This window comes from Sphingorhabdus sp., from assembly GCF_044354325.1.
Taxonomy (GTDB): domain Bacteria; phylum Pseudomonadota; class Alphaproteobacteria; order Sphingomonadales; family Sphingomonadaceae; genus Sphingorhabdus_B.
Map to the genome: position 1 here is coordinate 24,178 of NZ_JBILAF010000003.1, position 23,743 is coordinate 47,920.

The 23,743-nt window shown below is 53.2% G+C and carries 23 protein-coding genes and 2 pseudogenes; 10 read left to right on the forward strand and 15 right to left on the reverse strand.

Translation table 11 applies throughout. The features are described 5' to 3' along the window. Positions 1-56: 56 nt before the first annotated feature. The 5 genes from ACIQ0G_RS00615 to hisD form a co-directional block, all read right to left on the reverse strand. Positions 57-1,181 carry an FAD-dependent monooxygenase gene (locus ACIQ0G_RS00615; protein WP_397576230.1) on the reverse strand — a complete coding sequence of 375 codons (1,125 nt, stop codon included), beginning with the start codon at positions 1,179-1,181 and terminating at the stop codon, positions 57-59. Positions 1,182-1,572: 391 nt separating this feature from the next. Further along, on the reverse strand, positions 1,573-1,872 hold the full coding sequence (locus ACIQ0G_RS00620; protein WP_397576231.1) for an antibiotic biosynthesis monooxygenase family protein: 300 nt from the start codon (positions 1,870-1,872) through the stop codon (positions 1,573-1,575). A gap of 71 nt (positions 1,873-1,943) precedes the next feature. After that, positions 1,944-2,711, reverse strand: coding sequence for an SDR family NAD(P)-dependent oxidoreductase (locus tag ACIQ0G_RS00625; protein WP_397576232.1), 768 nt, complete (start codon positions 2,709-2,711; stop codon positions 1,944-1,946). Next, positions 2,708-3,640: an alpha/beta hydrolase gene (locus ACIQ0G_RS00630; protein WP_397576233.1), complete on the reverse strand. Its 933-nt coding sequence runs from the start codon at positions 3,638-3,640 to the stop codon at positions 2,708-2,710. The genes ACIQ0G_RS00625 and ACIQ0G_RS00630 overlap by 4 nt, the downstream gene beginning before the upstream one ends. Continuing rightward, positions 3,637-4,968 (reverse strand): histidinol dehydrogenase, encoded by a 1,332-nt coding sequence (gene hisD, locus ACIQ0G_RS00635; protein ID WP_397576234.1) that lies wholly within the window; start codon positions 4,966-4,968, stop codon positions 3,637-3,639. The genes ACIQ0G_RS00630 and hisD overlap by 4 nt, the downstream gene beginning before the upstream one ends. A 235-nt stretch (positions 4,969-5,203) precedes the next feature. Here hisD and ACIQ0G_RS00640 point away from each other — a divergent pair, with 235 nt between their 5' ends. Genes ACIQ0G_RS00640 through ACIQ0G_RS00650 form a run of 3 tightly spaced genes read left to right on the forward strand, consistent with a single transcriptional unit; the run spans position 5,204 to position 7,742 of the window. After that, positions 5,204-6,136: a VOC family protein gene (locus ACIQ0G_RS00640; protein ID WP_397576235.1), complete on the forward strand. Its 933-nt coding sequence runs from the start codon at positions 5,204-5,206 to the stop codon at positions 6,134-6,136. Then, positions 6,133-6,687 (forward strand): cytochrome b, encoded by a 555-nt coding sequence (locus tag ACIQ0G_RS00645; protein ID WP_397576236.1) that lies wholly within the window; start codon positions 6,133-6,135, stop codon positions 6,685-6,687. The genes ACIQ0G_RS00640 and ACIQ0G_RS00645 overlap by 4 nt, the downstream gene beginning before the upstream one ends. Beyond that, positions 6,666-7,742, forward strand: coding sequence for a fumarylacetoacetate hydrolase family protein (locus tag ACIQ0G_RS00650; protein WP_397576237.1), 1,077 nt, complete (start codon positions 6,666-6,668; stop codon positions 7,740-7,742). Before ACIQ0G_RS00645 ends, ACIQ0G_RS00650 begins: the two co-directional genes overlap by 22 nt. 16 nt (positions 7,743-7,758) lie before the next feature. Here ACIQ0G_RS00650 and ACIQ0G_RS00655 read toward each other — a convergent pair. Together ACIQ0G_RS00655 and ACIQ0G_RS00660 are read right to left on the reverse strand one after the other, a co-directional pair. Next, positions 7,759-8,907: pseudogene (locus ACIQ0G_RS00655) on the reverse strand (FAD-dependent monooxygenase). An 84-nt stretch (positions 8,908-8,991) separates the two neighbouring features. Beyond that, the gene (locus tag ACIQ0G_RS00660; RefSeq protein ID WP_397576238.1) at positions 8,992-11,286 is read right to left on the reverse strand and encodes a TonB-dependent receptor; all 2,295 of its coding nucleotides are present in this window, start codon (positions 11,284-11,286) and stop codon (positions 8,992-8,994) included. Between the two features lie 170 nt (positions 11,287-11,456). Between ACIQ0G_RS00660 and ACIQ0G_RS00665 the strand changes: the two genes are divergently transcribed. The 7 genes and pseudogenes from ACIQ0G_RS00665 to ACIQ0G_RS00695 all read left to right on the forward strand — a co-directional run bounded on the left by ACIQ0G_RS00665 (position 11,457) and on the right by ACIQ0G_RS00695 (position 17,020). Then, positions 11,457-12,449, forward strand: a complete 993-nt coding sequence (locus ACIQ0G_RS00665; RefSeq protein WP_397576239.1) for a LysR family transcriptional regulator — start codon at positions 11,457-11,459, stop codon at positions 12,447-12,449. A 113-nt stretch (positions 12,450-12,562) separates the two neighbouring features. Next, positions 12,563-13,558 carry a VOC family protein gene (locus ACIQ0G_RS00670; RefSeq protein ID WP_397576240.1) on the forward strand — a complete coding sequence of 332 codons (996 nt, stop codon included), beginning with the start codon at positions 12,563-12,565 and terminating at the stop codon, positions 13,556-13,558. A 3-nt stretch (positions 13,559-13,561) separates the two neighbouring features. Next, positions 13,562-13,870, forward strand: a pseudogene (locus tag ACIQ0G_RS00675) (Rieske 2Fe-2S domain-containing protein); the annotation flags it as partial. Between the two features lie 3 nt (positions 13,871-13,873). Continuing rightward, the gene (locus ACIQ0G_RS00680) at positions 13,874-14,632 is read left to right on the forward strand and encodes an aromatic ring-hydroxylating dioxygenase subunit alpha (RefSeq protein ID WP_397576252.1); all 759 of its coding nucleotides are present in this window, start codon (positions 13,874-13,876) and stop codon (positions 14,630-14,632) included. After that, the gene (locus ACIQ0G_RS00685; RefSeq protein WP_397576241.1) at positions 14,629-15,060 is read left to right on the forward strand and encodes a heme-binding protein; all 432 of its coding nucleotides are present in this window, start codon (positions 14,629-14,631) and stop codon (positions 15,058-15,060) included. The genes ACIQ0G_RS00680 and ACIQ0G_RS00685 overlap by 4 nt, the downstream gene beginning before the upstream one ends. Beyond that, positions 15,057-16,307, forward strand: coding sequence for an amidohydrolase family protein (locus ACIQ0G_RS00690; RefSeq protein ID WP_397576242.1), 1,251 nt, complete (start codon positions 15,057-15,059; stop codon positions 16,305-16,307). Before ACIQ0G_RS00685 ends, ACIQ0G_RS00690 begins: the two co-directional genes overlap by 4 nt. An 11-nt stretch (positions 16,308-16,318) precedes the next feature. Further along, positions 16,319-17,020 (forward strand): glutathione S-transferase family protein, encoded by a 702-nt coding sequence (locus ACIQ0G_RS00695; protein WP_397576243.1) that lies wholly within the window; start codon positions 16,319-16,321, stop codon positions 17,018-17,020. Positions 17,021-17,059: 39 nt separating this feature from the next. Here the strand turns inward: ACIQ0G_RS00695 and ACIQ0G_RS00700 are convergent, their stop codons facing one another. The 8 genes from ACIQ0G_RS00700 to ACIQ0G_RS00735 all read right to left on the reverse strand — a co-directional run bounded on the left by ACIQ0G_RS00700 (position 17,060) and on the right by ACIQ0G_RS00735 (position 23,622). Beyond that, positions 17,060-18,115 carry a Rieske 2Fe-2S domain-containing protein gene (locus ACIQ0G_RS00700; protein WP_397576244.1) on the reverse strand — a complete coding sequence of 352 codons (1,056 nt, stop codon included), beginning with the start codon at positions 18,113-18,115 and terminating at the stop codon, positions 17,060-17,062. A 14-nt stretch (positions 18,116-18,129) separates the two neighbouring features. Continuing rightward, positions 18,130-18,777: an EthD domain-containing protein gene (locus ACIQ0G_RS00705; RefSeq protein ID WP_397576245.1), complete on the reverse strand. Its 648-nt coding sequence runs from the start codon at positions 18,775-18,777 to the stop codon at positions 18,130-18,132. Further along, positions 18,770-19,750 carry a fumarylacetoacetate hydrolase family protein gene (locus tag ACIQ0G_RS00710; protein WP_397576246.1) on the reverse strand — a complete coding sequence of 327 codons (981 nt, stop codon included), beginning with the start codon at positions 19,748-19,750 and terminating at the stop codon, positions 18,770-18,772. Before ACIQ0G_RS00710 ends, ACIQ0G_RS00705 begins: the two co-directional genes overlap by 8 nt. 16 nt (positions 19,751-19,766) lie before the next feature. Next, a complete protein-coding gene (locus ACIQ0G_RS00715; RefSeq protein WP_397576247.1) occupies positions 19,767-20,258 on the reverse strand; it encodes a cupin domain-containing protein in 492 nt (163 codons plus the stop codon). A gap of 12 nt (positions 20,259-20,270) precedes the next feature. Next, complete coding sequence (locus tag ACIQ0G_RS00720; RefSeq protein WP_397576248.1) at positions 20,271-21,191, reverse strand: NAD-dependent epimerase/dehydratase family protein; 921 nt, start codon at positions 21,189-21,191, stop codon at positions 20,271-20,273. A gap of 2 nt (positions 21,192-21,193) precedes the next feature. Then, positions 21,194-21,595 (reverse strand): nuclear transport factor 2 family protein, encoded by a 402-nt coding sequence (locus ACIQ0G_RS00725; RefSeq protein ID WP_397576249.1) that lies wholly within the window; start codon positions 21,593-21,595, stop codon positions 21,194-21,196. Beyond that, positions 21,588-22,649 (reverse strand): amidohydrolase family protein, encoded by a 1,062-nt coding sequence (locus tag ACIQ0G_RS00730; protein WP_397576250.1) that lies wholly within the window; start codon positions 22,647-22,649, stop codon positions 21,588-21,590. Before ACIQ0G_RS00730 ends, ACIQ0G_RS00725 begins: the two co-directional genes overlap by 8 nt. A 193-nt stretch (positions 22,650-22,842) precedes the next feature. Then, a complete protein-coding gene (locus ACIQ0G_RS00735) occupies positions 22,843-23,622 on the reverse strand; it encodes a cyclase family protein (protein ID WP_397576251.1) in 780 nt (259 codons plus the stop codon). Positions 23,623-23,743: the final 121 nt, after the last annotated feature.

Genomic DNA, 23,743 nt, shown 5'->3' on the forward strand with positions numbered 1-23,743 from the left:
CCTCGCTTTTAGCTTATAGAATTCTCAGCAAGGATGATTGTTGATAGCTAGGTTTGTCAGAAATCCTCTGCCAACCTGTGAAGAGCGCCACCAATCATGCTACCGATCTGATCGGGTGACCCGCCTTCGAGCTGAAGTTTGCCAACAGCAATACTGGTTTCTACGACATCGTGGCAGCGGTGATAACGGCGTTCCTGATAGGCAGTTAAGCCCTCATTTACGCTCGGTGCTGCGACCAATTCGTCCACCAAAACTAAAGCGCTTTCTACGGCGATACCTGCACCAGATGCTAAATGAGGAGTTGTTGCATGCACGGCATCACCGAGCAGTACTATCCGTCCGACATTCCAAGGCTTAGGCTGAAGTACTGCAACAAGTGGGCGATAATTGATCCAGTCAGTCAGTTGCATATTGTCGCGGATCCAGCCAGCACTGTTGCCAAACGGGCCGAGATTAGCCTTTAAATTGTCAAAGAGCTCCGTCTCATTAAAATGTCTTTCTCGGCGGATGTGCGGCGTAAGCATCCACAAATAAACCTTGTCTTTCGCGCACGGAGTAATCCCTGCGGGGAACTGGTGGCCAAAATACATCTCACCTCGTTCCAGCATTGGTGGACGCGCAATTGAGATGCGCCAGCAACCTTGGCCAGTGTGCACTGCTTCACTCATATGAGGAAACGCGATGGTTCGAACGCTCGAGTTGATGCTGTCCGCGCCAACGACCAGATCGTAGAAGGCGCTCGTACCGTTGGATAAAGTTACGTTGACGCCTTGATCGACGTTCTCAAGCGCGGAAACCGTCAGGCCCAGCCGAACGTCGATTCCCAACTCCTTTACACGCTCCTGCATGATCCTGTGCAACACAGGCCGCATGATACCGCCCGTGGCGGGTAAGCCTTCCTCTAGCGCTGGTTCGTCCAGATCCTGCAGGTGAATGCCATCGAAGCGGAAAATACTGGCCCCGTTGGAGATACAACCTTGCGTTTTGATCGCTTCAATCAGTCCAAGCCGCTTGTAGGCTCGAAGCGTTGGTCCGGTTATGGTGATGCCCGCCCCATAAACGCGCCATTCGGGATCTAGATCGATCAAATCGACGGCAATCCCCTGTTCTCGAAATCGAATGGAAGCGGACATTCCGGCGATACCGCCACCCACAATCAAGACCCTGCCGATATTTGCCACGCATGCACCCTCTCATTTTATCGTCCCGCGCTAACTAGGCAATTAGCTGGTGAAAAGACGAAATTATCAATTGCAAGTATCAGGCGGCAGAATAGTTGGTCTCAGGTAAACGCAAGATGACCTCCGCGGTGTCCGAGACATACGTTTAGCGCCAGCGGCAAAAGACATGCGCGTAAATCGAGACGCATCTGCAATAGACCCGTCCTAAACCACAATAATCAGAGCTCAGCCGGGCGACTGGGCAACCGCTTGCGACGGATGCTTACTGAATGGAATGCTTATTTCTTTCATTTCCATGTTCAAATTAACATCGAATTTATACAACGCACACAAAGTCAGTTCAGGATGTAACTCGCAGTCGTAAACACGCTAGGGACGGCGATTTGGGCATTTAGAAATATGTGCTGACTAATTGAGAATGATCAACAACGGGCGGTTCAGAAAAGAAAGGTGCAGCCAATCCCCGCCATATTTGAAATCCGTCAGAGTTTCTGAAAGTCACCATATGGTGATCAACACTGTCCCAAAGAACGATCAGGCGATACAATGCTGGATCTTCGATGCCACGTTCAAGACTCATAGCTCGACATCCATCCGCATCCCTAAACGCCGAGGCTGCTTCCTTCACGGCGGCCTCAAAATCCTTAGCTTTGGCAGGATCAATACGAATTTGTGCAACTTCTTTAATCATTGAATTTCTCCCACAATCGCAAGGTTTCCATATGTTATTTAAACGTGGCCGGTGAGTTTGGAATAACTCCCTCAATCCGCAGTCCATCCGCCGTCTATAATCATGCTGGTGCCGGTCATCATCGAAGACGCGTCCGACGCGAGGAAAAGAACTGCCCCCATTAAGTCCTCGACTTTACCAAGACGGCCAAGTTTGATTTTGGCCAACACCTGGGCCTTGAAAGCTTCATCTTCGAAAAATGGTTTGGTAAGCGGGGTTTCGATGAAGGTCGGAGCGATCGTATTGCTGCGTATGCCATGCGGGGAAAGATCTAGTGCGAAAGCCTTGTTCATGCCCTCTAACGCCCACTTTGATCCACAGTAAAGAGACCGTTTGAGGCCGCCGACATGACCCATTTGGCTACCCATATGGATAAGACTGCCGTGCACTTTCTCTGCAAGCATTTTTTGTGCACATGCTTGTGCAACGAAAAATGCAGATTTGACATTAAGTTCAAAAACTGTGTCGAAATCCTCCTCGCTTACGTCCCACATTGCTTTTGGGCGATTGGTACCCGCATTGTTGACGAGGATATGAAATGCGGGGTTAGTTGAGAAAAATGATTTTACTGAATCGACGTCGGTCACATCGAGAAGGATAGCGACTGCACCTTTGCCAATTGTTTCGGCAGCCGCTTCGATTTCTGAAGCTGTGCGTGCAACAAGCGTCACTTCCGCCCCAGCTTCCGCGAGCGCTGCGGCTGCGGCCAAGCCAATCCCGCGCCCGGCACCCGTGACGATTGCTCTCTTTCCATCAAGGCGAAATGACGGAGTCTGGGGAACTGAATTGCCCGTCATCATTGTTCGATGCAGCGTTTCAGATGGTCGTTGCGCAATCGGCGCAATTGCATTGTCACCTGAGCGCGTTCCAGTCGGTCAAAGCCGTGCGGTGCACCTGCGAATATGTGCAGTGTTGTAGCAACTCCTTCCCTGATTAAACGTTTCGCAAAATCAAGGTTTTCATCAATGAATGGATCCATAGCTCCTAGCGCCAAGAATACGGGAGGCAAGTCGCTCAAACGTTCTGCCCGACCCGGAGCCGCATAAGGAGAAATATCATCTGCCTGAGATTCCCCCAAATAACTCGCCCATGCGAAACGCATTTGGTCAAGACCAAGACCGATTGTACCCGCATAGGGGTGGGGCGGCAACTTTGTAGTTCGGTCGTCGATTGCTGGGTACACCAATGACAAGGCAACGATCCCCTGATTTTCGCTCTCATCCCTGCATCGAAGGGCTAGGCCTGCGACTATAGAAGCTCCGGCGCTTTCGCCTGCTAAGATTACTCGGTCTGCGTCTATCTGCAGATCACCCGCGTTCGAGCGAATCCAACGTAATGCTATGAGAGCATCATCATGAGCTGCGGGAAATGGGCTTTCCGGGGCAAGACGATAGTCCACAGACACGATTACACATTTCGAGTTTTTTGCAATTTCAATGAGCGTCGATCCGCTGGTTTCTGGAGTTCCAAGTATCCACCCCCCAGGATGGCAATGAAGTACGACAGGCAGCAGTCCAGAGACGCCTTCGGGTCGAATTATTACAAGTCTAAGCGCTGTGTTGTCTGCTCGATGGACGTGGCGCTCGACGACCTCAAGTCCCGCTCCCTCAATTGGAGAGCCTGCCATAGCTTTTCGTAACGTCGGGAGGATTTCAGTTGAGAATGACGGACCTGGTGCCCCAACAAAAAGAGGCGCAAGTTGCGGATCAAGAAGTGAGGGAATAGTCATGCTGCAGTCAACTCGCTGGGTTCGGCCGCTCCCGCATATGGGACATTTTTGCCGCCAAAACGCCGTACGCGGATATTGGCCTGCTCGCCATGCCCAGAAAAACCTTCGAGTGCGCACAGGCGACTACAGTATTCGCCGATCATCGTCGACGCTTCATCGGTGGTTACGCGCTGATAAGTACAGGTTTTTATGAACTTGCCAACCCAAAGTCCGCCAGTATAGCGCGCTGCTTTTTTTGTCGGCAGCGTATGGTTGGTGCCGATCACCTTGTCGCCATAAGAAACATTGGTGCGATTTCCTAGAAACAGTGCGCCATAATTTGTCATGTGCTTCAAGAAATAATCTGGATCGGCAGTCATGACTTGAACATGTTCGCTGGCGATCTCATCGGCTATGCGGACCATCTCTGCATCGTTTTCGGCTACGATTACTTCGCCAAAACTGTCCCACGCTCGCCGCGCAATGTCGGCAGTGGGGAGGATGAGGAGTAGACGTTCGACTTCACGCATGGTCTCCTCGGCGAGCTTGCGACTTGTCGTCAGCAGAATGGCTGGAGAATCCGGTCCATGCTCCGCTTGACCAAGTAGATCGGTCGCGGCCAGTTCGGCATCACAACCTATCTCGTCTGCAATTACCAAAGTTTCGGTGGGGCCTGCAAAAAGATCTATACCGACTTTTCCAAATAATTGCCGCTTTGCTTCTGCCACAAATGCATTCCCGGGACCCACTAAAATGTCTACAGGGGCGATCGATTGAGTGCCGATCCCCATCGCAGCTACCGCTTGTATTCCACCCAAACAATAAATTTCATCGGCACCAGCCATCGCTTGCGCTGCTACTATTGCCGGAGCGGGTTTCCCACCAAAGGGCGGGGCACAAGTGACGACGCGAGGCACGCCCGCAATTTTTGCGGTAATAACGGACATATGCGCCGACGCCAGCAAAGGATATTTACCGCCGGGGACATAGCAACCAGCAGCATTTAACGGCAGATGTTTGTGCCCAAGAACAACACCCGGCAATGTCTCAACCTCGACATCCGTCATGCTATCACGTTGAATCTGTGCGAAGTTGCGGACTTGGGTTTGTGCAAATTCAATATCCTTCAAGTCCTGCGCGGATAGTTGATCAATGCAATTCTGAATTTCTGAGCCCGTCAGGCGATAGCTTTCGCGATCCCAATCATCGAATTTGATCGAAAGCTCGCGTACTGCATCATCACCGCGCGTCTGAATATCGGCTAGTATGCCTTCCACCGTATCGCGCACCTTGCGGTCACTGTCCGCCTTGAATTCCGCAGACGCACCTCGCTTTAGCCATTCAGCCATGTCAATTCTCCATATACTATTTATGGCCTTGGTTTAGCGACGAGGACGGGGTTTAAGCCAATCGTATAATTTGATGCGAGCTATTGACGGTCATTTGGGATGGTGTGCCCGATGTCTAAAAGTCATCAGTCTGCGTGATAGTTGAAAGATATACTAACGATTGGACGACCAGCAGAAATGAGTTCTACCCACCGTTGAAATGATAGGAAATGCCAAGGATTGAAAGAATGCATTTATGAAGGTCACTGGACTACATCATGCGCGTTTTGCGGTCACCGATATTGGGAAGACAGCAGCCTTTGCCTTGGATTTCGGGTTGAAAACAGTCTTGCAAGGCGAAACTCAATTAATCATGCGGACTAGCGGAGGCGACGCGTTTTGTTATATCGCTGAGTTGGGTGCCGAGCGCGCCTTTTTGGGCATGGCCTTTACCGTGGCAGACATAACGGATCTCGAGGAGGCGGTGGAGCGTCACGGGGCGAGTCCGGTCCGGCCACTGGAAACGCCCGGCGGCGGATGGGGAGTGACCCTTACGGACCCTGAGGGGCTGCGCATCGACCTAGTGACCGGCGTGGCCGTACTTGCCCGGGAGATCACAATAGAGCCGGTAAGCTTGAATTTTCCTGATCGAAAGCCCCGAATTTGTTCTGCTCAGAACACGCCCACCCTAGGCCCGGCGGCTCTATTCCGGCTTGGGCATATCGGGCTTTATGTGAAGGATTTTGGGGTTATGGCGGCTTGGTATCAGGATGTGCTGGGTATGCGCATTTCCGATACGTTGCACGCTCCGCATCAACCAAATGACAAGATCGTCGGTTTTCTGCGCGTTGATCGCGGTGCCGAATTGGTTGATCACCACACCTTGTTTTTCGGCCAGTTTGGGAAAACTGATTGCCATCACATCTCATTTGAGAGTCAGGATTTCGAAGCACAGTTCGTGGCACATCGCTGGCTAGCGACGAGGGGTTGGGAGGCAAATTGGGGTGTGGGCCGTCATCCGCTGGGTAGTCACGTATTCGACGTTTGGTTTGACCCTGATCGATACCGGTGGGAATCATTTTCCGACACCGATGTGGTCGATGGAGATAAGGTTCCGGGTAATTTTGACATTCATGATTCCCAGATGGATATCTGGAGCTCTGAATCGCCTGAGCGCTATTTCCAATGAGCGTGTCGTCTGAACTTCCAAGGCGTTACTCGCGCGTTGCAATTCTGCTGCACTGGCTGATTGCTGCACTAATGCTGTTCGCTATTCCCCTAGGATTATACAGCGCGGAAAATGAAGGGCCGTTGGCCGATCAATTGACCAACATACACAAACTCGTCGGGATTGCTATTTTGGCGCTGACACTGGTGCGAATAGGTTGGCGGCTGACGCACAAACCAGCGCCGCTATCTGCAACGATTGCGCCTGCTTTGCGGCTTGCGGCGCGAACAACACACCTCGTTTTCTACCTTTTGTTGCTTGCTTTGCCATTGTCCGGTTGGTGGATGACCTCGGCTTTTCCCAAGCGCCATCCATTTGGCGTATCAGGAGTCTTCGAAGTGCCGTTTCTTCCGGTCGAGATGAGTATGGCTTCGGCGGGGGCAGCCCATGAGGTGCATGAGGTTTTGGGGTGGCTGACGATTGGGTTAATCTTTCTCCACGTCGCCGCCGCTCTAAAGCATCATTTTTACGATCGCGACGACATTCTGGCATGGATGCTGGGCGCAAAATAATAAGGTCGAAGGAGGCGTCCGCCATGACGAATTTTCATTCCGCGACCGGGCTTGCTATTGGCAGTTTCGGTATTGGAACTTTCCGGCAGGGAGGTGAGAAGTCATTTCCTGCTTTGGTCAAGCCTGATGGCACTGTTTATGATCTGTCCGCCAGCTATCATGACACGCATGCCATCCTCGACGACTGGAATCGCGCACTTGAAGGTTTTAAGAAGCTATCAGATAAGGGCGGCTTACCCGAGTTGCGCTACGAGGCATTGGAAGCCCGCCCGGTTGTATCTCACCCCAATATGATGTGTGCGGGCTCCAACTACCGGCAACATGTCGCCGAGATGATGACCCACAACAAGTTTAACCAGGACAAAAGGTTGCGTGGAGAAAGCGATGAATCCTTTTTCGCGCGCAACCTTGCCGATGTCGATCGACGTGCGCGCGAGGGGATGCCATTTTTCTGGACTGGCATGCACTCGTCGCTGTCCGGTGCAAACGACGATGTAAGCTTGCCGCCGGTGGGCGAGCACCACGACTGGGAACTTGAATTTGGCGTGATCCTATGTGGCGCCGGACGCTTTATGCAACCAGAAGAGACCGAGAGTATCATTGCAGGCTATGTCATGGTCAATGATCTGGGCACAGTCGACGAATTCCGTCGCTCCGACGTGCGCTGGGGTCATGACTGGGTCAGCAAACATCAGCCGGGCTTTAAGCCCATTGGACCGTTCATGGTGCCCAAAGAGTTTGTTGACCGCTCGCAGGTGCGGATAAAGCTTCAGGTCAATGGCAAGGTGATGCAGGACTGGCCGATTAGCGATATGATTTTCCCGCCCGAAAAAATCTTGTCTTACGCCTCGGAACGCATTCGCATGATGCCCGGCGATCTCCTCATCACGGGCTCGCCCCCCGGCAATGGCGCGATGATGGGGCAGTTCCTTGCTCCTGGTGACGTTATTGAGAGCGAAATCACGTTCCTCGGTAGACAGAGGAATAATGTCGTCGCCGAAAATTTGACACGGCCGGCTCCGTTATGGGGCCGGTTCCCTATTTGGGCGGATTAAATCGACAAAAAATGGGTTACCAAGGCTGTGCAAGAACATTGCGCGCAATTTCCTGCGCGCGCGCAATTGCTGGTCGGCCTTTCGGCATCATCTGAGCCCGTGAAATGGCTAGACTAGCATCAATTATAGCCCGGACTCGGACGTAGCGCCGTGTCATGAATAGTTCGAGCCCAGTAGCCAAATCGTCTTGATCTTCAAGACATTGTGCAAGGACTACGGCATCTTCAATCCCCATCGCTGCCCCTTGAGCGAGCGTAGGCGGCCCTGCATGCGCGGCGTCACCTATTAACAGTATCCGATTTTGATACCAGGGAGAAGGCAGTGCAACAGTTTCGAGCCGACGCCAGTTTACGGTTTTGGTGAGATACGGAAGAAGTTGCCGTGGAAAACCATGATAGTCGTCCAGCAACTGAGCAAACCGTTCGACAAGGTTCGCCTCATCCCGCATTGGGCCATTCTCCGCGCGATCAACAATATAAATGTAACCCTCGTCGTTTTGCATCGGTGTGAAGCCGACAGTTCCCACCGGTCCACCGTAAATCAAGCCGACACTGCGAAATTGCGAAGCACCTTTTACATGTGCACGCCAAACTGCTTCTCCGGTTGCCAAGGGTGCCGCGTAGTCCTGGAATACCAAGCCACGCATTGCTGAATAGATGCCGTCGGCTCCAACGATCAGATGTGCTGAGAGTGACCTTCCGTCCGCCAATTCAACAGACGCATTGTCATTTCCTTGCGTGCAACCGACAACATGTGCGTCGGTGAGAACCTCAACGCCTGCATTCAGGGCGACTTCGTGGAGAATTGCATGAAACTTCGCTCTGCTAATACAAGTCATTCCGGGGCAATCTGGTCCCCCGTTTCGCGGAATGGGTGGACGACCAATTAATGTCCCGTCGGGCGCGAATAACTACATATGGTCTACAGCTACGCCGTTGGTTATACATTGATCCGCAAGCCCCAATGTTGCAAGCGCCCCCATAGCATTTGATTGCAAACCCATGCCCACGCCACCGTCGTCTACGATGTCATGTTTTCTTTCGGCGAGCACGACGGAATAGCCTTTTTGTGCCAATGCAATAGACGCTACCAATCCGACTATTCCGCCACCGACTACGACAATTTCTTCGGTTGGAAAAGTTCCGTCTGTGTGAGCGGATTTCATGTGTGAATTTGACCTCTGATCACGCACTATCGCCACGGCAAACGCCCTTTATTAAGGGTCGTCACCGTGGCGAAAATAGAAAGCTCAGAATTTAAAGCCGACGCGAACACCGTAAGTGCGGGGTGGAGCCACAACCGCATAAACCGTCTGAAGCACAGGTCTTGCGAACGCGCTTGCGATAATAGTCTTATCGGTAATGTTATTGACGAAACCGGTCAAAGACCAGGTGTCGTCCCGATTTTTAAGCGTTATCGCCGCATCGGCTTGTAGATATCCACTCTGTTTTTCCTCGGGCAGATATTCAAGGGACACGTAGTAGCTTGAGGAAAACCGGCTCCTTGCATTCATAACGAGATCTAGACTGTCGCCGAGTGCTATCGTCTGTTCGAGTGACACCGAACCGCTGAATTCTGGCGCATTGAGACCTGGCTCTCCAGCACAGTTGACGCTGAAAAGACGGGCAGGAGGAGCGACCGGCCTCGAAGAGTCTGGCGTGACAGCACAGCCGTTTCTTAGAGGACCGCCCCCAGCCGAGATAGCTACATAGTTCAAACTGTCATATTTGGTATGATTGTACAGCAAATTGGCGCTAAATAAGGTTTGCGGCGTAACCGCAAACTGCAAATCGGCTTCCACACCGTAGAAATTGGCTCGGCCCGCATTCACGGTTTTACCGCCTGCGGCGAAAATACCTGGGACAATCTGGACGGGCCCAACAAAGCTGATTTGCTGATCCTTATATTTCCAATAGAATGCTTCAACATTCACTTGGAGGCGGTTGTCAAGGAACCGGTTCTTCGAACCAACTGTATACGCTGTCAAAGTTTCGGGATCAAAACTGTTGTCGACCGAGCCGACGAAAAAGCCGCCAGCCTTGAAGCCAGTCGCAATGTTAGCATAAAACAGTGATTGGGCTCCAAGATCTGCCTCGACCCCCGCTTTCCAGGTAAATTTAGACGCATTTTGACGGGAACTGGAACTGGTGTTTGCGGTTTGTCCGGCGGGACCGAACAATTGCACCGCAGTATCGGCCCGTTTCGTTTCGTCTGTATAACGCCCTCCTGCAACCAGACGGACAGAATCTGTTACATTATAGGTGAATTGAGCGAAAACCGCCTTGCTCTTCGTTTCGATATCGGGCTGGAACAGTGTGTCTGAAATGCGTCCTTGCAAGAAGCGGTTGGCCGCCTTTTGATCTTCGATGAAATAATAGGCACCTAAGACATAATTAAGAGCGCTGTCGCCATTTGATGCCAATCGGACCTCAAGCGACATTTGATCGTCAGTTTCCTTGACGTCGCCGAGGAAGCCGAAGGTGTAAAAGCGGAAGTTGGGCTCGGAGCGGCGATAAGCGGGGATGATCGACAAGGTGCCAAAGCCCAAGTCACCCTCGATATTAGCACTTACACCGTAAAATGTGCTGTCGTTAAAGCCATCATTTTTGGGAGGTGCGACGAAACCATTCCCAAGAAAAGCTCCAGCGGGTGGCGGAGATGCCGCCAGTGCGGCGATACTGCGTGGATCGCTTCCACCAACTCGATCGCCGAGCGCCGGTGCAGCGTAGCCGGGATACGCAAAGCCGGACGGATTGCCAAAAGCAGCTCCGGGTGCAAGCACACCGCCCACGCCTTTGCCGCCCTGATGATAATAGTCAGCGGTCAAAAGCGCTGACCAATCGCCAGCAGGTTTGAACAGCAATGAGACACGCACTGCCTCGCCGACGTCATCGCTGTAGCCATCGGAAAGATAACCGTTACGATCAACAATTTGTCCTGCAACGCGAAGAGCGACTGAATCACCTATCGGCAGGTTCAGCGCACCTGAAATCTTTTTCGATTCATAGTTGCCATACTCAGCCGACACATCGCCGCCAAAAACGCCAAGTGCCGGTCGTTTCGGTAAGACGTTGATGGCACCGCCCGTTGCATTACGGCCATAGAGTGTACCTTGCGGCCCCTTCACAACTTCAACCCTTTCAAGGTCGTAGAACGTTCCTACCGGCGCGTTGGGACGAGCAATGTAAACGCCCGCATAGTTGAAAGCGATAGGGTTCTCACCAAAGGCGTTACCTTGGAGTGTGCCAACACCGCGTAGATAGAAACCCGTTGCGGAACCGCCGGTCGGTGCAATGACAAGCGAGGGAACTAGGCGCCCGAGGGATGCTGTGTCGCTGATTCCTGCTGCCGCGAGATCGTCACCAGTCACCGCCGAAACCGCGACTGCTGCCTTCTGCAGGCTTTCCTCACGGCGCTGTGCGGTAACGATAATTTCCTGAATGCCGCTATTCTCTTCGTTGTCAGGCGTTTCCTGCGCTGAAGCAGCTTGCGCGGTCATTACCAAGCTAACAAGAAAGGTTGACGTCAATAAAACCTTTTTCATGATCTCTCTCCCCAAATTGACGCTGGTTCTCGCAGCCTTTGATGGTCTACTGCCATGCGTACTGGGTAGATAGCTAAGAGGCTAACGAAATGACGTCCAATCGATTGGGTGGCTAAGTCACATAAGTGCACGTGATAGCTGGGGGAGAGCCTATGGTATAGGCAATGCTTATGATTTTCGAAATCGTTATTGATATTGCCAATATGTACTTTGGTTCGATACCGTTTGCTGCTAGAAAACACTCGGAATTGGAGGCAATCATGAGATTTGAGCGACTTGATCTAAATTTGTTGGTCGTCTTAGACGTCTTGATTGAGGAGAAAAGCGTCTCAGCAGTCGCTCGTCGTCTTAATCTTAGTCAGCCAGCAATAAGTGGTTCGCTCAACCGTCTCCGCGAATATTTCGGGGATGACTTGCTTGTTCCGTCGGGGCGTACGATGTTGCTTACGCCCAAAGCTGAAGACCTCCGCGATCCTGTCCGCGATGCGTTGATGCTCATTCGCACCCGTATTACTACGCCATTAGCTTTTGATGTTGCATCAGTTGAGCGACGCTTTGTTATCACTGCTTCTGATTATGCGTACAACGTGCTCCTCTCAGACGTTTTTGCGCAGACCGAGAAATTGGCACCAGGTATTTCCTTTGATCTTGTACCAACCACCAAAAGGGCCTTTGATCAACTCGAACGCGGGCAAATCGACCTTTTTATAACTATTTCAAACTTTATGCTTGAGGGCCATCCCCATCAACCTTTGTGGCATGACGAACATTGTATAATCGCTTGGTCGGAAGGTCGATATTGTCGAACGTTAACACAGGACGATTTTTTGGAAGCAGGACATGCGGTCGCATATTTCGGATCCGATCGGCAACCGGCATTTACTGAAACCTATTTCGGGCAGCAAGGCGTCAATCGTAAGATCGATGTGAGGCTGCCTAGTTTCGCACTTCTTCCTCAAGCTGTCATCGGAACTGACCGGATCGCAACGATGTATCGGAGGCATGCCGAATACTTTGCTCAGTACTTGCCGCTATCGATTTATGCGCCACCGATAACGCTGCCTAATGTTATAGAAGAAGTACAGTGGCACAAACTGCGCGGAAATGATGAAGGTCTTCAATGGTTGATCGGGATGCTGGTCGAGACGGCCCACAAAATTTAGTTCCTTTCCACAACTTTCCAAAAGGCGGACTGATAGGTTGCATCGCGCGAAACGATTTCCGCGTTTGACTACATTTGCCTAGCTTGGTGGAGAGCAAGAATTAGGAGAGCAGTATGACAGGAATCAACGGCATCGAGACGGTAATATATGGAGTGGAGGACGTCGCGACATGCGTGCGCTACTTCGTAGATTTCGGATTGCCGCTGATTGAGCACAATGAACGCGACGCTCTGTTCGAACTTGAAGAGGGCAGTTCGGTTATCCTTCGCCCTTTAACAGACGCACAGATCGAGGGGCAAAAGCTTCAAGGCTTTGGTGTGCAACAAGTGATATGGGGCGTGCCGAGCCAAAAGTATTTGGATCGATTGGTGACCAAATTGCGTGCCGTTACCGAAGTTAAATTTGACGTCGATGGCACTGCGCGCTTCTTCGATTGTGACGGTATAGCTTGCGGCCTTCGCCTATATAACAAAAGGGATATTCGTGGAGCGCCGGACCCGGTGAACAGCTATGGTAACATCAACAGGCTCAATGTGCAGCGGAAATGGCGCCTAAAGGCCAATCCCAAAACAATTGAACATATTGTGTTCCAAGTTTCCAATCCGCAGGCAAGCTGGGAATGGTATCGCGACAACCTCGATTTTCGTTTGTCAGATATACAGGAGGGATTCGGAGTCTTTGCGCGGGCTGCGGGCACAAATGCGCATCATTCTATTTACTGGTTGCGGGCAGATCTGCCTTTTCCAGGATGCGATGGCAACACTCGGTTTAACCATGTTAACTTCGGCGTCGAAGACCTTGACGAGGTAATGGTAGGTGCAAACTACATGGAGCGGAAAGGTTGGCAAAAATCAGTCTGGGGCCTCGGGCGGCACCGCATCGCTAGTTCAGTGTTCCTTTATCTACCTTGCCCGGCGGGGGGAGACGCCGAATATGGGGCCGACAGTGATGCCCTTGACGACAGTTGGATACCACGCACTTGGAATTCCCAATTTGGCACCATGAGTTTCATGCATAATCTTCAGCCTTGGATCTTCGACGAAACCACTTGGGAAATAAAATTTGTAGAGGGCACAACTCCAAAAGGTAAATCCTCATCACATGATTGATTGGTGAACAGATTGAGCCAAGGCGATAATGGCTGGAAGCCTCCGACTGATCCATCGTCGCGGAACTATCCCTACAATTGTTGGTGGGTCGGTGCCTTCTCACATGAAGTGACGCGCGAGTTAATGGGGCGATGGCTGCTGGATACGCCCGTCCTATTCTTTCGTCGTCTAGATGGAACGGCAGTGGCGATGGAAAATCGCTGTCCACATCGCGGCGCGCCTTTGGCTCTGGGTTGCCTTAAGGGCGACGATATCCAGTGCGGCTACCACGGCTTTATATTTGCCTCGGACGGAAGATGCATCAACGTCCCATCGATGAAAACACCACCCGTATCTGCAAATGTGCGCAATTTTCCGATTATTGAGCAGTCACCTTATATCTGGATCTATCTCGGTGACACCGAGGCGTTGGACGAAGTGCCGCCCCCGCCCGTGCTAGAATGGGCGGAGGATACTGACTTCGAACTTGTTCACGGGCGGATGGACATCGCAGCGAACTATATGCTGCTCAAGGAGAATGTCCTTGATCTGACACATTTCGGCTATGTTCATGCAAAATCGTTCGGAATAACCGATTGGGTTGATCCACCAACATTCTGGTCAGACGGTGATACCACAAGCTATCGGCAGACATTGACGCGCAGCCCTTTGCCTCCAATATTTGCAAATCCACTGGGCATTCCGTCAGGAACGCCCTTTAATCGCGATAATTATGGGTCATTTGTGTCACCGGCGCTGCAACGTGCTGCCGTCGACTTTTGCGATCCAGATAGCGGAGATCTGAAAGGCCGCTTTCGAATAGCTCATGCCACAACGCCGATTGATAACAGTTCCATGCACTATTTTTACCTTCTTGGTCGTGATCACGGGAAGTCACCGGAACAGCTCGAGCAACTAAGGGCAGCGACCGTGGCAGGCTTTGCGGAAGATGAAGTGATGATCGAAGCGATTCAAGCGACAGTGTCACGTGATCCTCGCGGCAGCCAAGCGCCCGAAATCAGCGTAAAAATGGATACAGCAGGCATACAGGCAAGGCGGATCGTCCAACGTTGGATGGATAAGGAAGTGAAATGAAACTGACACTTGATCAGGCATCGATTATTGTTGACTCGGCACTGGCCGAGGCGACGCGGCAGAAGTTTCACCCGTTGTGTGTAATTGTGCTCGATGCGGGCGGTCACACTCTAGCTTTGAAGCGCGATCATCGCGCCGCGATTTCTCGCCCTGAAATCGCTACAGCAAAAGCGGCGGGGTGCCTTGGGATGGGATTTGGCGGCCGGGAAATCGCTAAGCGCGCGCAGGCCGTTCCTGAATTTATCGCGGCACTGAACGGGGTTTTCCCTAAGGGCATTTTACCAGTTCCGGGCGGAGTGCTGATCCGCGACGCAAAGGGCGACTTGATAGGTGCGGTCGGCATAAGTGGTGATACATCCGAAAATGACGAACTATGTGCAGTGGCGGGTATTTTGGCTGCTGGCTTAAATGCGGATACCGGGGAATGAACCGACCGATTCTATTCTCAAATGTTAACGTCTTCGATGGTAGCGGGCAGGCGCTTTTTCCCGGCGAAGTCCGTGTGGTGGGGAACCGGATTGATGCCGTGGCAATGGGGGCGGAACGGATAGACCGGACCGATGTCGATATACTTGATGGTGGAGGGCGTACCTTGATGCCTGGCATGGTTGAAGCGCACGCGCATCTGAGTTGGCCATCTTCGGTCGAACGCGTCATCAATGCGATGAAAATGCCTGCGGAAGAACATCTGCTCGTCACAGCACAAAATGCCCGGATTACGCTCGATCACGGGTTCACCAGCGCTTATTCGGCCGGATCGCTAGGGGAGCGGTTCGAGGTGGCTTTGCGCGATATGATCGATGCCGGTTTCATGCCTGGACCTCGTCTGCGCGCTTCGTCGCTTGAAAAGGGGTCAGAAGGTGTAATGGGCGTGCCCGAGGGCCACGATCCAACGCACGACCGAGATATACCGGGCCTGCGCACCTATGTGAAGGCAATGGCGGAAAGCGGCGTCGATTCGATCAAGTTCTTGATGTCCAGCGACGAAGGCTTTGCCCCAGGCGGCGCGCAGGTGCTGATGTATACGGAGGAGGAAGCGCAGGCTATTGGGCAGGCGGCGCGCGAAGCTGGCGTCTGGCTCGCTTGCCATGCCCAAGCTGCAGAAGCGGTGAAACGTGCCGTCCGCTCCGGGTTTCGTTGCATCTATCACTGCACCTATGCCGATGAAGAGGCGCTGGACATGTTGGAGGCGAAAAAACACGAAGTGTTTTGCGCTCCCGCACCCGGACTGCTCTATGCGCGATGCCATGAGGCGCAGGATTTTGGCATCGGTCAGGCCGAGGCGGAGCGTATGGGCGCTGTCGCCGGACTTGAATTGATGACGAAAGTATACCCCGACATGAAGCGTCGCGGCATTCGCGTTTTGCCCGGCGGCGATTATGGATTTCCTTACAATCCGGTCGGCCGCAATGCGAGGGATTTGGAAATTTTTGTACAATCGTTTGGCTTCACGCCCCTTGAGGCTTTAGTCGCAGTGACGAAACTGGGCGGGGAATTGATGGATATGGATGTGGGGCAGATCAAGGGCGGGATGTTGGCAGATATACTCCTGATAGATGGCGATCCGACCGCTGACGTGACAATCCTCCAAGATAAGACACGAATTCCGGCGGTAATGAAAGACGGCCAATTCCACCGCGCGCCGCTGCAGAATGCGCTCGCAACTAGCCATTGAAGGACAAACTCATGGACATCACGCTTACATTTGCCCCCGGCTCTTGCGCGCGGGTCCCGATGATTGCGCTGGAAGAAATAGGCGTACCTTACGAGAGACAGTTGGTTCGCTTCAAGAAGGGCGAGCATAAGTCGCCAGAATATCTCAGGCTCAATCCGGCGGGAAAGGTCCCGACGCTGATTATTGATGGCAAACCATTAGCTCAGAACGTTTCAATCCTGATGTGGCTTGCGCGTAGCTTTCCTGATGCAGGTCTTCTACCGCTGACTGGCGATCCCTATTGCGACGCGTCTTTGCTTGCTCGTCTCGCCTGGTGCTCAGCAGATCTTCACCAATTGGTGACGCGCATCCGCTTGCCGGCATTCTCCTGTGACTTGCCCGATAGCGCTGAGCGGGTTCGCAACTTAGCTGCCGCATCGATGGCCGCGCAGCTGGATAGCGTCGAGACAGATCTAGCTCGGCAACCTTGGCTGCTAGGCGATGATTGGTCGGTGCTCGATGCCTACATTTACTGGATCTGGTGGCGAATCACGGGCGCAGGTTTTCCGAGAGATCGATTCCCTAATCTCGCAGCCCATACCACCCGCATGGAAGCGCGCCCCGCCGTTCAACGCACACTGGCAATAGAGGCATCAGCCTTGGCGCAGCTCGAGGAGGAGGGGTTAGTAATACATTTTGCTGAAACGCCACCTATCGAATTGCCCATAACATAGCGACCCTCGCCGAAACACGATTGCAAAAATTGTGTTTTATTAGGAAACTAAGTCTGCATTTTTCGCCGCCTGTTCCGCAGCAATCAATGCGTCCAGCTTGCGCCGCGCCCGCACCGCCGCTGCATCAACCTTTAGCAAGATCGGGTCGAGCGCCCACAGGTCTGGAGTGCCCATCCGTGCCTGTTGCTTCTCCAGCATGGGTTTGTCTTCATCGATAAACGCATGTTCCAGCGTCGTTTTCAGGAACGCGCTGAAGTCCGCGTCATCGACCAAAAAACGCCGGGTGGAGCAGGCGAAGTAGTGCGTGCTCATGTCGGTTTCGGGCACCATATTATGCAACGTATAGGATTCGTCAGCGACGGTACGCGGGATGCCGGTTGGCTTTGCGGCGGTGCGCAGCACCATAAGCGCTGGAGCCTGCCAAACCACGTCGATCCAAATATCTGCTTTCTCGGCTGGCGCGACCATCTGGACAAACGCAGGTGGCGGCACGCAATCTTCTGAGACCCACTCGGCTACGATCGTATCGCCCTCCTCGCGGCTCGAGGCCTGCGATCCTACCATTATCCCGCCGAGTGAATTGGGGTGTAGATAATCGGCATGGCTGAGATCAAGGATATTGTCAGTAATCAGCTGGTAATTGGCCCGCGTTGGCATGTACATCTGAATGCGAGCCGCTTCGGGTGTTTCGTCGATGAAGGACAAATCTGGAATTTGCGCTGTGTTTGCAAGGACCGGATCGCCCATCCATATCCACAGCGCGGAATGGCGTTCTGCAACGGGGTAAGCGGATACGCGCATAGCGCTAGTAACCGGCCCATGCGGATTTGCCACACAGGCCCCGTTGCTCGCAAAACCTAACCCGTGATAGCCGCAGGTAACTATATCACCGTCGATAGTCCCGGCAGATAACGGAGCAAAACGATGTGGGCAGCGATCGAACAGCGCAGCTATACTCCCGTTAGTCATGCGGTAGAACATGATTGGCTCGTTTAAGATGGTCCGCACGAGAGGCGTTTTTGCTGTAACCTCATCGGCCCAACCGGCCTGATACCAACGATTGCGCAGCCAGTTCACGGATTTCGCAGGTTTCATATTTGGTCTCCTTTTTAAACGAAGCACCTGGGTCGTGTGATGAGCGCCACGCTGGATCCGCTGCGGAAGCCCGCTGGTGTCGCCTCTAAAGCGGCCTCAATTGCCGCGATGTCTGATGTGTTGCTCAAGCCAATCTCTTCGAGGATATCAAAGTCGGGCGGCCCACCCAGAGGGGAAAGGCGATTGACCGCTACCCGCGTGACGCCAAACGCGCCCCCGCTCAGTATCTTGCTTACATGGTTTTCCCATTCAGTTGAAGCATCTCGACCATCGCGTAGCCGCCTGAATATCAGGAGCTTGCGACTTGTGTCGGGCGGACCATCGCGGATCATGCGGGTGACACCTGAATATGCGCGCGATGCTTCCTCATCGCGGAAATTATTCTCATCCGGGCCAACATGTACCCGGTAATTTTCGGTGGCTGTTGACTCTGTCAGATCGGAAGCGCTGGCAAAGCCGATAATCGTCACAGCATCATGCCCAGCATGAAGTCCCGATGTGCTTTCGATATAGTGATGCACATATTCGGTAAACCTGCCACTGACATCTGGATGTTTCATTACTAGTGGGCCATGGCTATATTCCAAATAATCCTGTAGTTCAGCGCGCGTCATCCCAGCCTTTGTTGCAGGCAGGATAATCAGCTTGAACGGATCAGGCATGGGCTGAAACTACTCTTTGCTCAATCGCACCAAACAAGGGGGCATTTGACGCCGTTCGGGCTTCCATGCGAACAGTGTCGCCGAACGCCATAAAAGAGGTCCTAGCTTCACCGTAGTCTAACAGTTCGATTCCGCGCAGCTCGGCAATGCAAGAGGAACCGACCTCGCGGAAATTCTCGTTAGATACCGTGCCCGATCCGATGATAGTGCCAGCGCACAAGGTCCGTGTGCGCGCGGCATGGGCGACGAGTTCTGGGAACGAGAAAGACATCGGATAGCCACCCGCCGCACCAAAGCGTTTGCCATTCCAGTCAACCAGTAACGGCAAATCCACCCGGCCATCGCGCCAGCTTGCACCCAGTTCGTCGGGCGTCACGGCAACCGGTGCGACGCTGCACGGCGGTTTGGCCTGAACCCAGCCGAAGCCGGTTTTCATTTCGATGGGGGCAATGGCGCGCAATGACCAATCGTTGATCTGGACGATCAGGCGGATGTGCGCGAGGGCCTGTTCGGGCGTGACGCCCATCGGCACCTCATCGACGATGACGCCAAATTCACCTTCGAAATCGATACCGTCGGCTTCGCTTGGCATGGGCACATCGTCGCGCGGCCCAAGAAACTGATTTGAAATGCCTTGGTACATCAGAGGCCGGTCACGCGCGGGCGGGTCAATGCCAAATACTTTCGACATAAGTTCGCCGTGGCTGTCAAACGCTGACCCATCAAGCCACTGCCACGACCGGGGCAGGGGAGCCATTATCTTGGCTTCAGAGAAATTCACGACATCGCTAATGGCACCGCGTTCCAACGCATAGTTCAGTTCCTGTAACTGAGGTTGCACCTCGGTCCAGCGTTCGAGCGCCTCCTGCATCGTTGCTGCAATCCCGGCCGCAGACGTCGCGCGCTCGTGATCGGCCGAAACCACGACCAAAAAGCCGTCTCGCGTCCCGTTGTCGATCGTTGAAAGTTTCATCGTTTCACTCCATTTATCAGGGGTGGACTTCGTCCATTGGCACGCCGTTATGAACATAGGGGGCGGCTTCGATGAGTATCCAGATCATCCGGCAAGTCTCGGTTTCGCTCGGATTTCGCCATAGGTGGATTGTGCCGCGTTGAACGACGATGTCACCAGGATTGAGCAACTTTTTCTCGCCATCATCAAGCTCGAGTTCAATCTGTCCTGACATGACGATGCCGTAATCGATGCTGTTGCTGCGGTGCATCGGCGAGACGCTGCCAGGCAACAAATCGCCGACGCGAATAACGGAACCACCACGCAATGTAAGATCAGCCGGACGTTCGCGACCGTCAACCTCGTCATTATTGTCGACCGGCAAAGTCGGTGTTGTCCACATGAGCGCAAAATCTGCGCCACCGATGGGAATGCGTTCTAATGGAAATTCATCATCTGAACGGAAAATCGCGCGTCCTGCCGCATCGTGCCCAGTCACCACACGGCGAGTTTTCTTTTCGAGTGTCATCTTTTACGTTCCTTATTGTAGTGAATTGAGCGCGCTGGTGACGAGCGCCTCCAGCGAACCATCATGCCGGAAGCCAGCGACGTCGGCAGCAGGCGTCGCAAGCGGCGGCTGACGCCCAAATGCAGACTCAAGCGCGGCGTCGGGGTCGTAGCGCACCAATGAGGGATCAGCGCCCGTCTGCCGGGCAAGTTCCAGCACCAATGCCCCAAAGCTGGTTCGAACAGATGGGAGGGTCAGCGCGTAGGGCTCTGCAAACAGCGCAGTAGGTGCTTTCAGAGCATGGACTAAATTGCGCACAAGACCGGAGACCGACATCAACCAGAGCGTTGCCTCCGCCGAAACCGGCGATACAAAGCCTTGACGAGCGGCGGCGGCGTGAAAAACATCACTCATAAAAGCCGACTTCATGCCCGATGGCCCCTTAGGTCGTGCGATGATACCCGGAAAACGGAGCGACAGTCCTTCAATCTCACCGCGACGAGTGAGAGTAGCGATCCATTGCTCGATCATCGCCTTGTGCGCACCATACACCATGCGCGGTTGAATTGGGGTCGCATCGTCGACATAAGTAGGTAGGGGATCTCCGAAGACTGCAATGCTGCTTGCGAACAGTACCCGGGGTGGGGCTTCGGCTGATGTAATGCGGTCAAGTAACGCGGCCGTTGCGTCGATATTTACGGCGAAAGCGTGGTTAGGGTCTTGCTCGGCCGCGCCACCGGGCACGGTTGCTAGATGAACAAGCGCATCCACACGATCGCTGCACGCTTCATCTAGTAGAGCCGGATCGGCCAGATCACCCTGAATATAGCGGATCGAGCCGTCAGAATAAGGGTTAGAAGCACTGTCAAATGCGACAATTTCATGCTCGTCACCCAATGCAGTTATGAAAGCACGTCCGACAAAGCCGCTTGCTCCTGTAATAAGAATGCGCATGTTTAGGACTCCGTGGAAGTGGCGGGTAAGCGTGTGGCGTGGAAGCTGGACGAGTGCCATCTCCTGTCTTGCTTGACCCAGGCTTGAGAAACAAAAGCGTAGACGATGATTTGCTCTTTTGTATCGCGGCACCTGACTGTGTTAGTCATTGAATTGGTTATTATAGCTGCATTCTCTCCGATCAATCGTATCGTCGGTGGGCCGTGTTCTACTTCGACAAATCGTAGGAAATCGCTGGTATGAGCTAGAAGTTCAGACTTGCACTGAACAATGCCGGTAGTGTGAACATGGACAAGATCATCGGTCAGCAGATCGGCAAGTGCGGCCATATCATCGTTTACCAATGCATTACTCCGCGACCGTTCACTCATCGCTAGCTCGCGAACCAAGCCTACTTCAATCATTTGTGCATACCTTCAAGCCCAGCAAGTCTGCAGCGTTTATTCCCAGAATCTTGGCCCTCGTTTCCCCTTCGATCCTGTCAAGAAAGGCGACAGGATCAGGTTCTGCCATGTCGAACGGATAGTCAGTGCCTAGGCATAAATGGTCTGCCCCGTGAGTTCGGATCAGGCTGTCGAGTTCATCCTTGTCAAACACCAGCGTATCGAGCCATACTTTCCGGAGGTAGGTTGATGGTTCGCGGCTGATATGGGTTCGGCATTCTTCTCGGGCACGCCACGCGTGATCCATCCGCCCCCAATAGCCAGGCAAATAGCCACCTCCGTGCGCCACACACAGCTTCAATCCGGGAAAGGTGTCGAGCACTCCGCCAAAAATGAGATGACTAAGCGCAATGCTGGATTCAAGGGGGTTCCCGATTATGTTGGTGAGGTAGTGCTCCGATAGCCGCTGTCCATGTGTAAACCCTAGCGGATGCAGGAACAGCAATATACCGAGCTCCTCAGCAGCAGCAAAGAATGGCCTAAAATCATCCTCGGCCAGCTCGCGTCCGTTGACATTTGAGCTGATCTCAATGCCGCGCAAGCCCAGATCGTTCACGCATCGTTGCATTTCGGCAATTGCAAGCTCTGGCGATTGCAGCGGGACCGTACCCATACCGACCAGCCGGTCAGGATGCTTGGCTACCGCGTCCGCAATGCCATCGTTGACGGTGCGGGCTAGATCGCGACCGAGGTCTGGGTCTGTGAAATAAAAATATTGCCCCGGACTTGGAGAAACTGCCTGAATGTCGACGCCGAGACGGTCCATATCCACGAGCCGCTGTTCCACACCGTTAAGAGAGGGGCCTATTTTGGCAAATAACTTGGCTGTCACAGCGTCGCTGGCCGGTGATGAAAATGGCATCTGAAACGAAAAGCCGGGAATGGCGTTGCGGATTTGCACTTCGGCGGCAGGTACAGCAAGGTGACAATGAATATCGACAACGAGGTTTTTACCACGGGCAGAAACCGGGATAGGCGCGCGCTCATGGCCGCAGGTTGAGATCGTACCGCTCATCAAATAGCTCCCGTGAGCGGGTACCCGGCTTTGCCCATACGTTTCAGAAAGTTGTCGTCAAGCGTACGTTCAAGTTGCGGCTTCCAGATTGCAAGACCTCCTCCTACGTCTTGCTTGTGCAGCGTGGCTGTGATGACCTTTCGACCAATTCCGCGGCCGCCGATAAGAAAAGGACTCATTCTCTTGATCATTTTCATTCCTCAAAAATTGCGACAGCGCGAGTCCAGCCTGCGGAGGCTCCCCGCACCTTGTGAGGGAAACAGGAGACGGTGAATCCGTAAGGCGGTAATGCCTCAAGATTGTGCAGCTTCTCCAGGTGGCAATATCCGATGTCGCGTCCGGCCTTATGCCCTTCCCATATCAGCGAAGTGTCTCCGGTTGCACTGACCTTGCGGGCCGTATGACTGAATGGCGCATCCCAAGACCAAGCGTCAGTGCCAGTGACCCTAACACCATGTTCAAGTAGGTATATGGTCGCCTCGTAGCCCATGCCGCATCCGATATCGACAAAGTCTGGATTTCCAACTGCCATTCCCGCAGCGGTATTTACTAGGACGATATCGTAGGGTTGCAGGTCATGGCCGATACGTTGCAACTCAGCCTCAACTTCGGCCGCAGTCACTACATGGCCATCGGGCATTTTGCGAAAGTCTAACTTCACGCCAGGACGAAAACACCAGTCAAGCGGCACCTCGTCAATGGTGATCGCACGTGCTCCGCCGTCCATTGTAGGATGAAAATGATAGGGCGCATCAAGGTGAGTGCCGTTATGGGTGGATAGGGTCACCATTTCGGCGGCGGCAAATCCTTCTGCGCCGGGCACTTCTTCGGCGCTTACGCCCGGGAAGAAGTGATTAAGTTCCTTCATGGTATCACCGTGCCGCTGATAGGTAATCTGCGGACGCATGAAGGGGGGATCGGTAATCACATCATTCTCAAGGAATATTGAAAGATCGACAAATCGGTGCGTCATAGCTCTAGCTGCCTCCGCTTCGACGGGGCCGCGACCACAATTATATCGAGGAGTTCACTCTCTACTGCAAAAGATGTAGCGCGCCAAAATGCTTCAAAGTCAGATTTGTTCAGACGTTCAG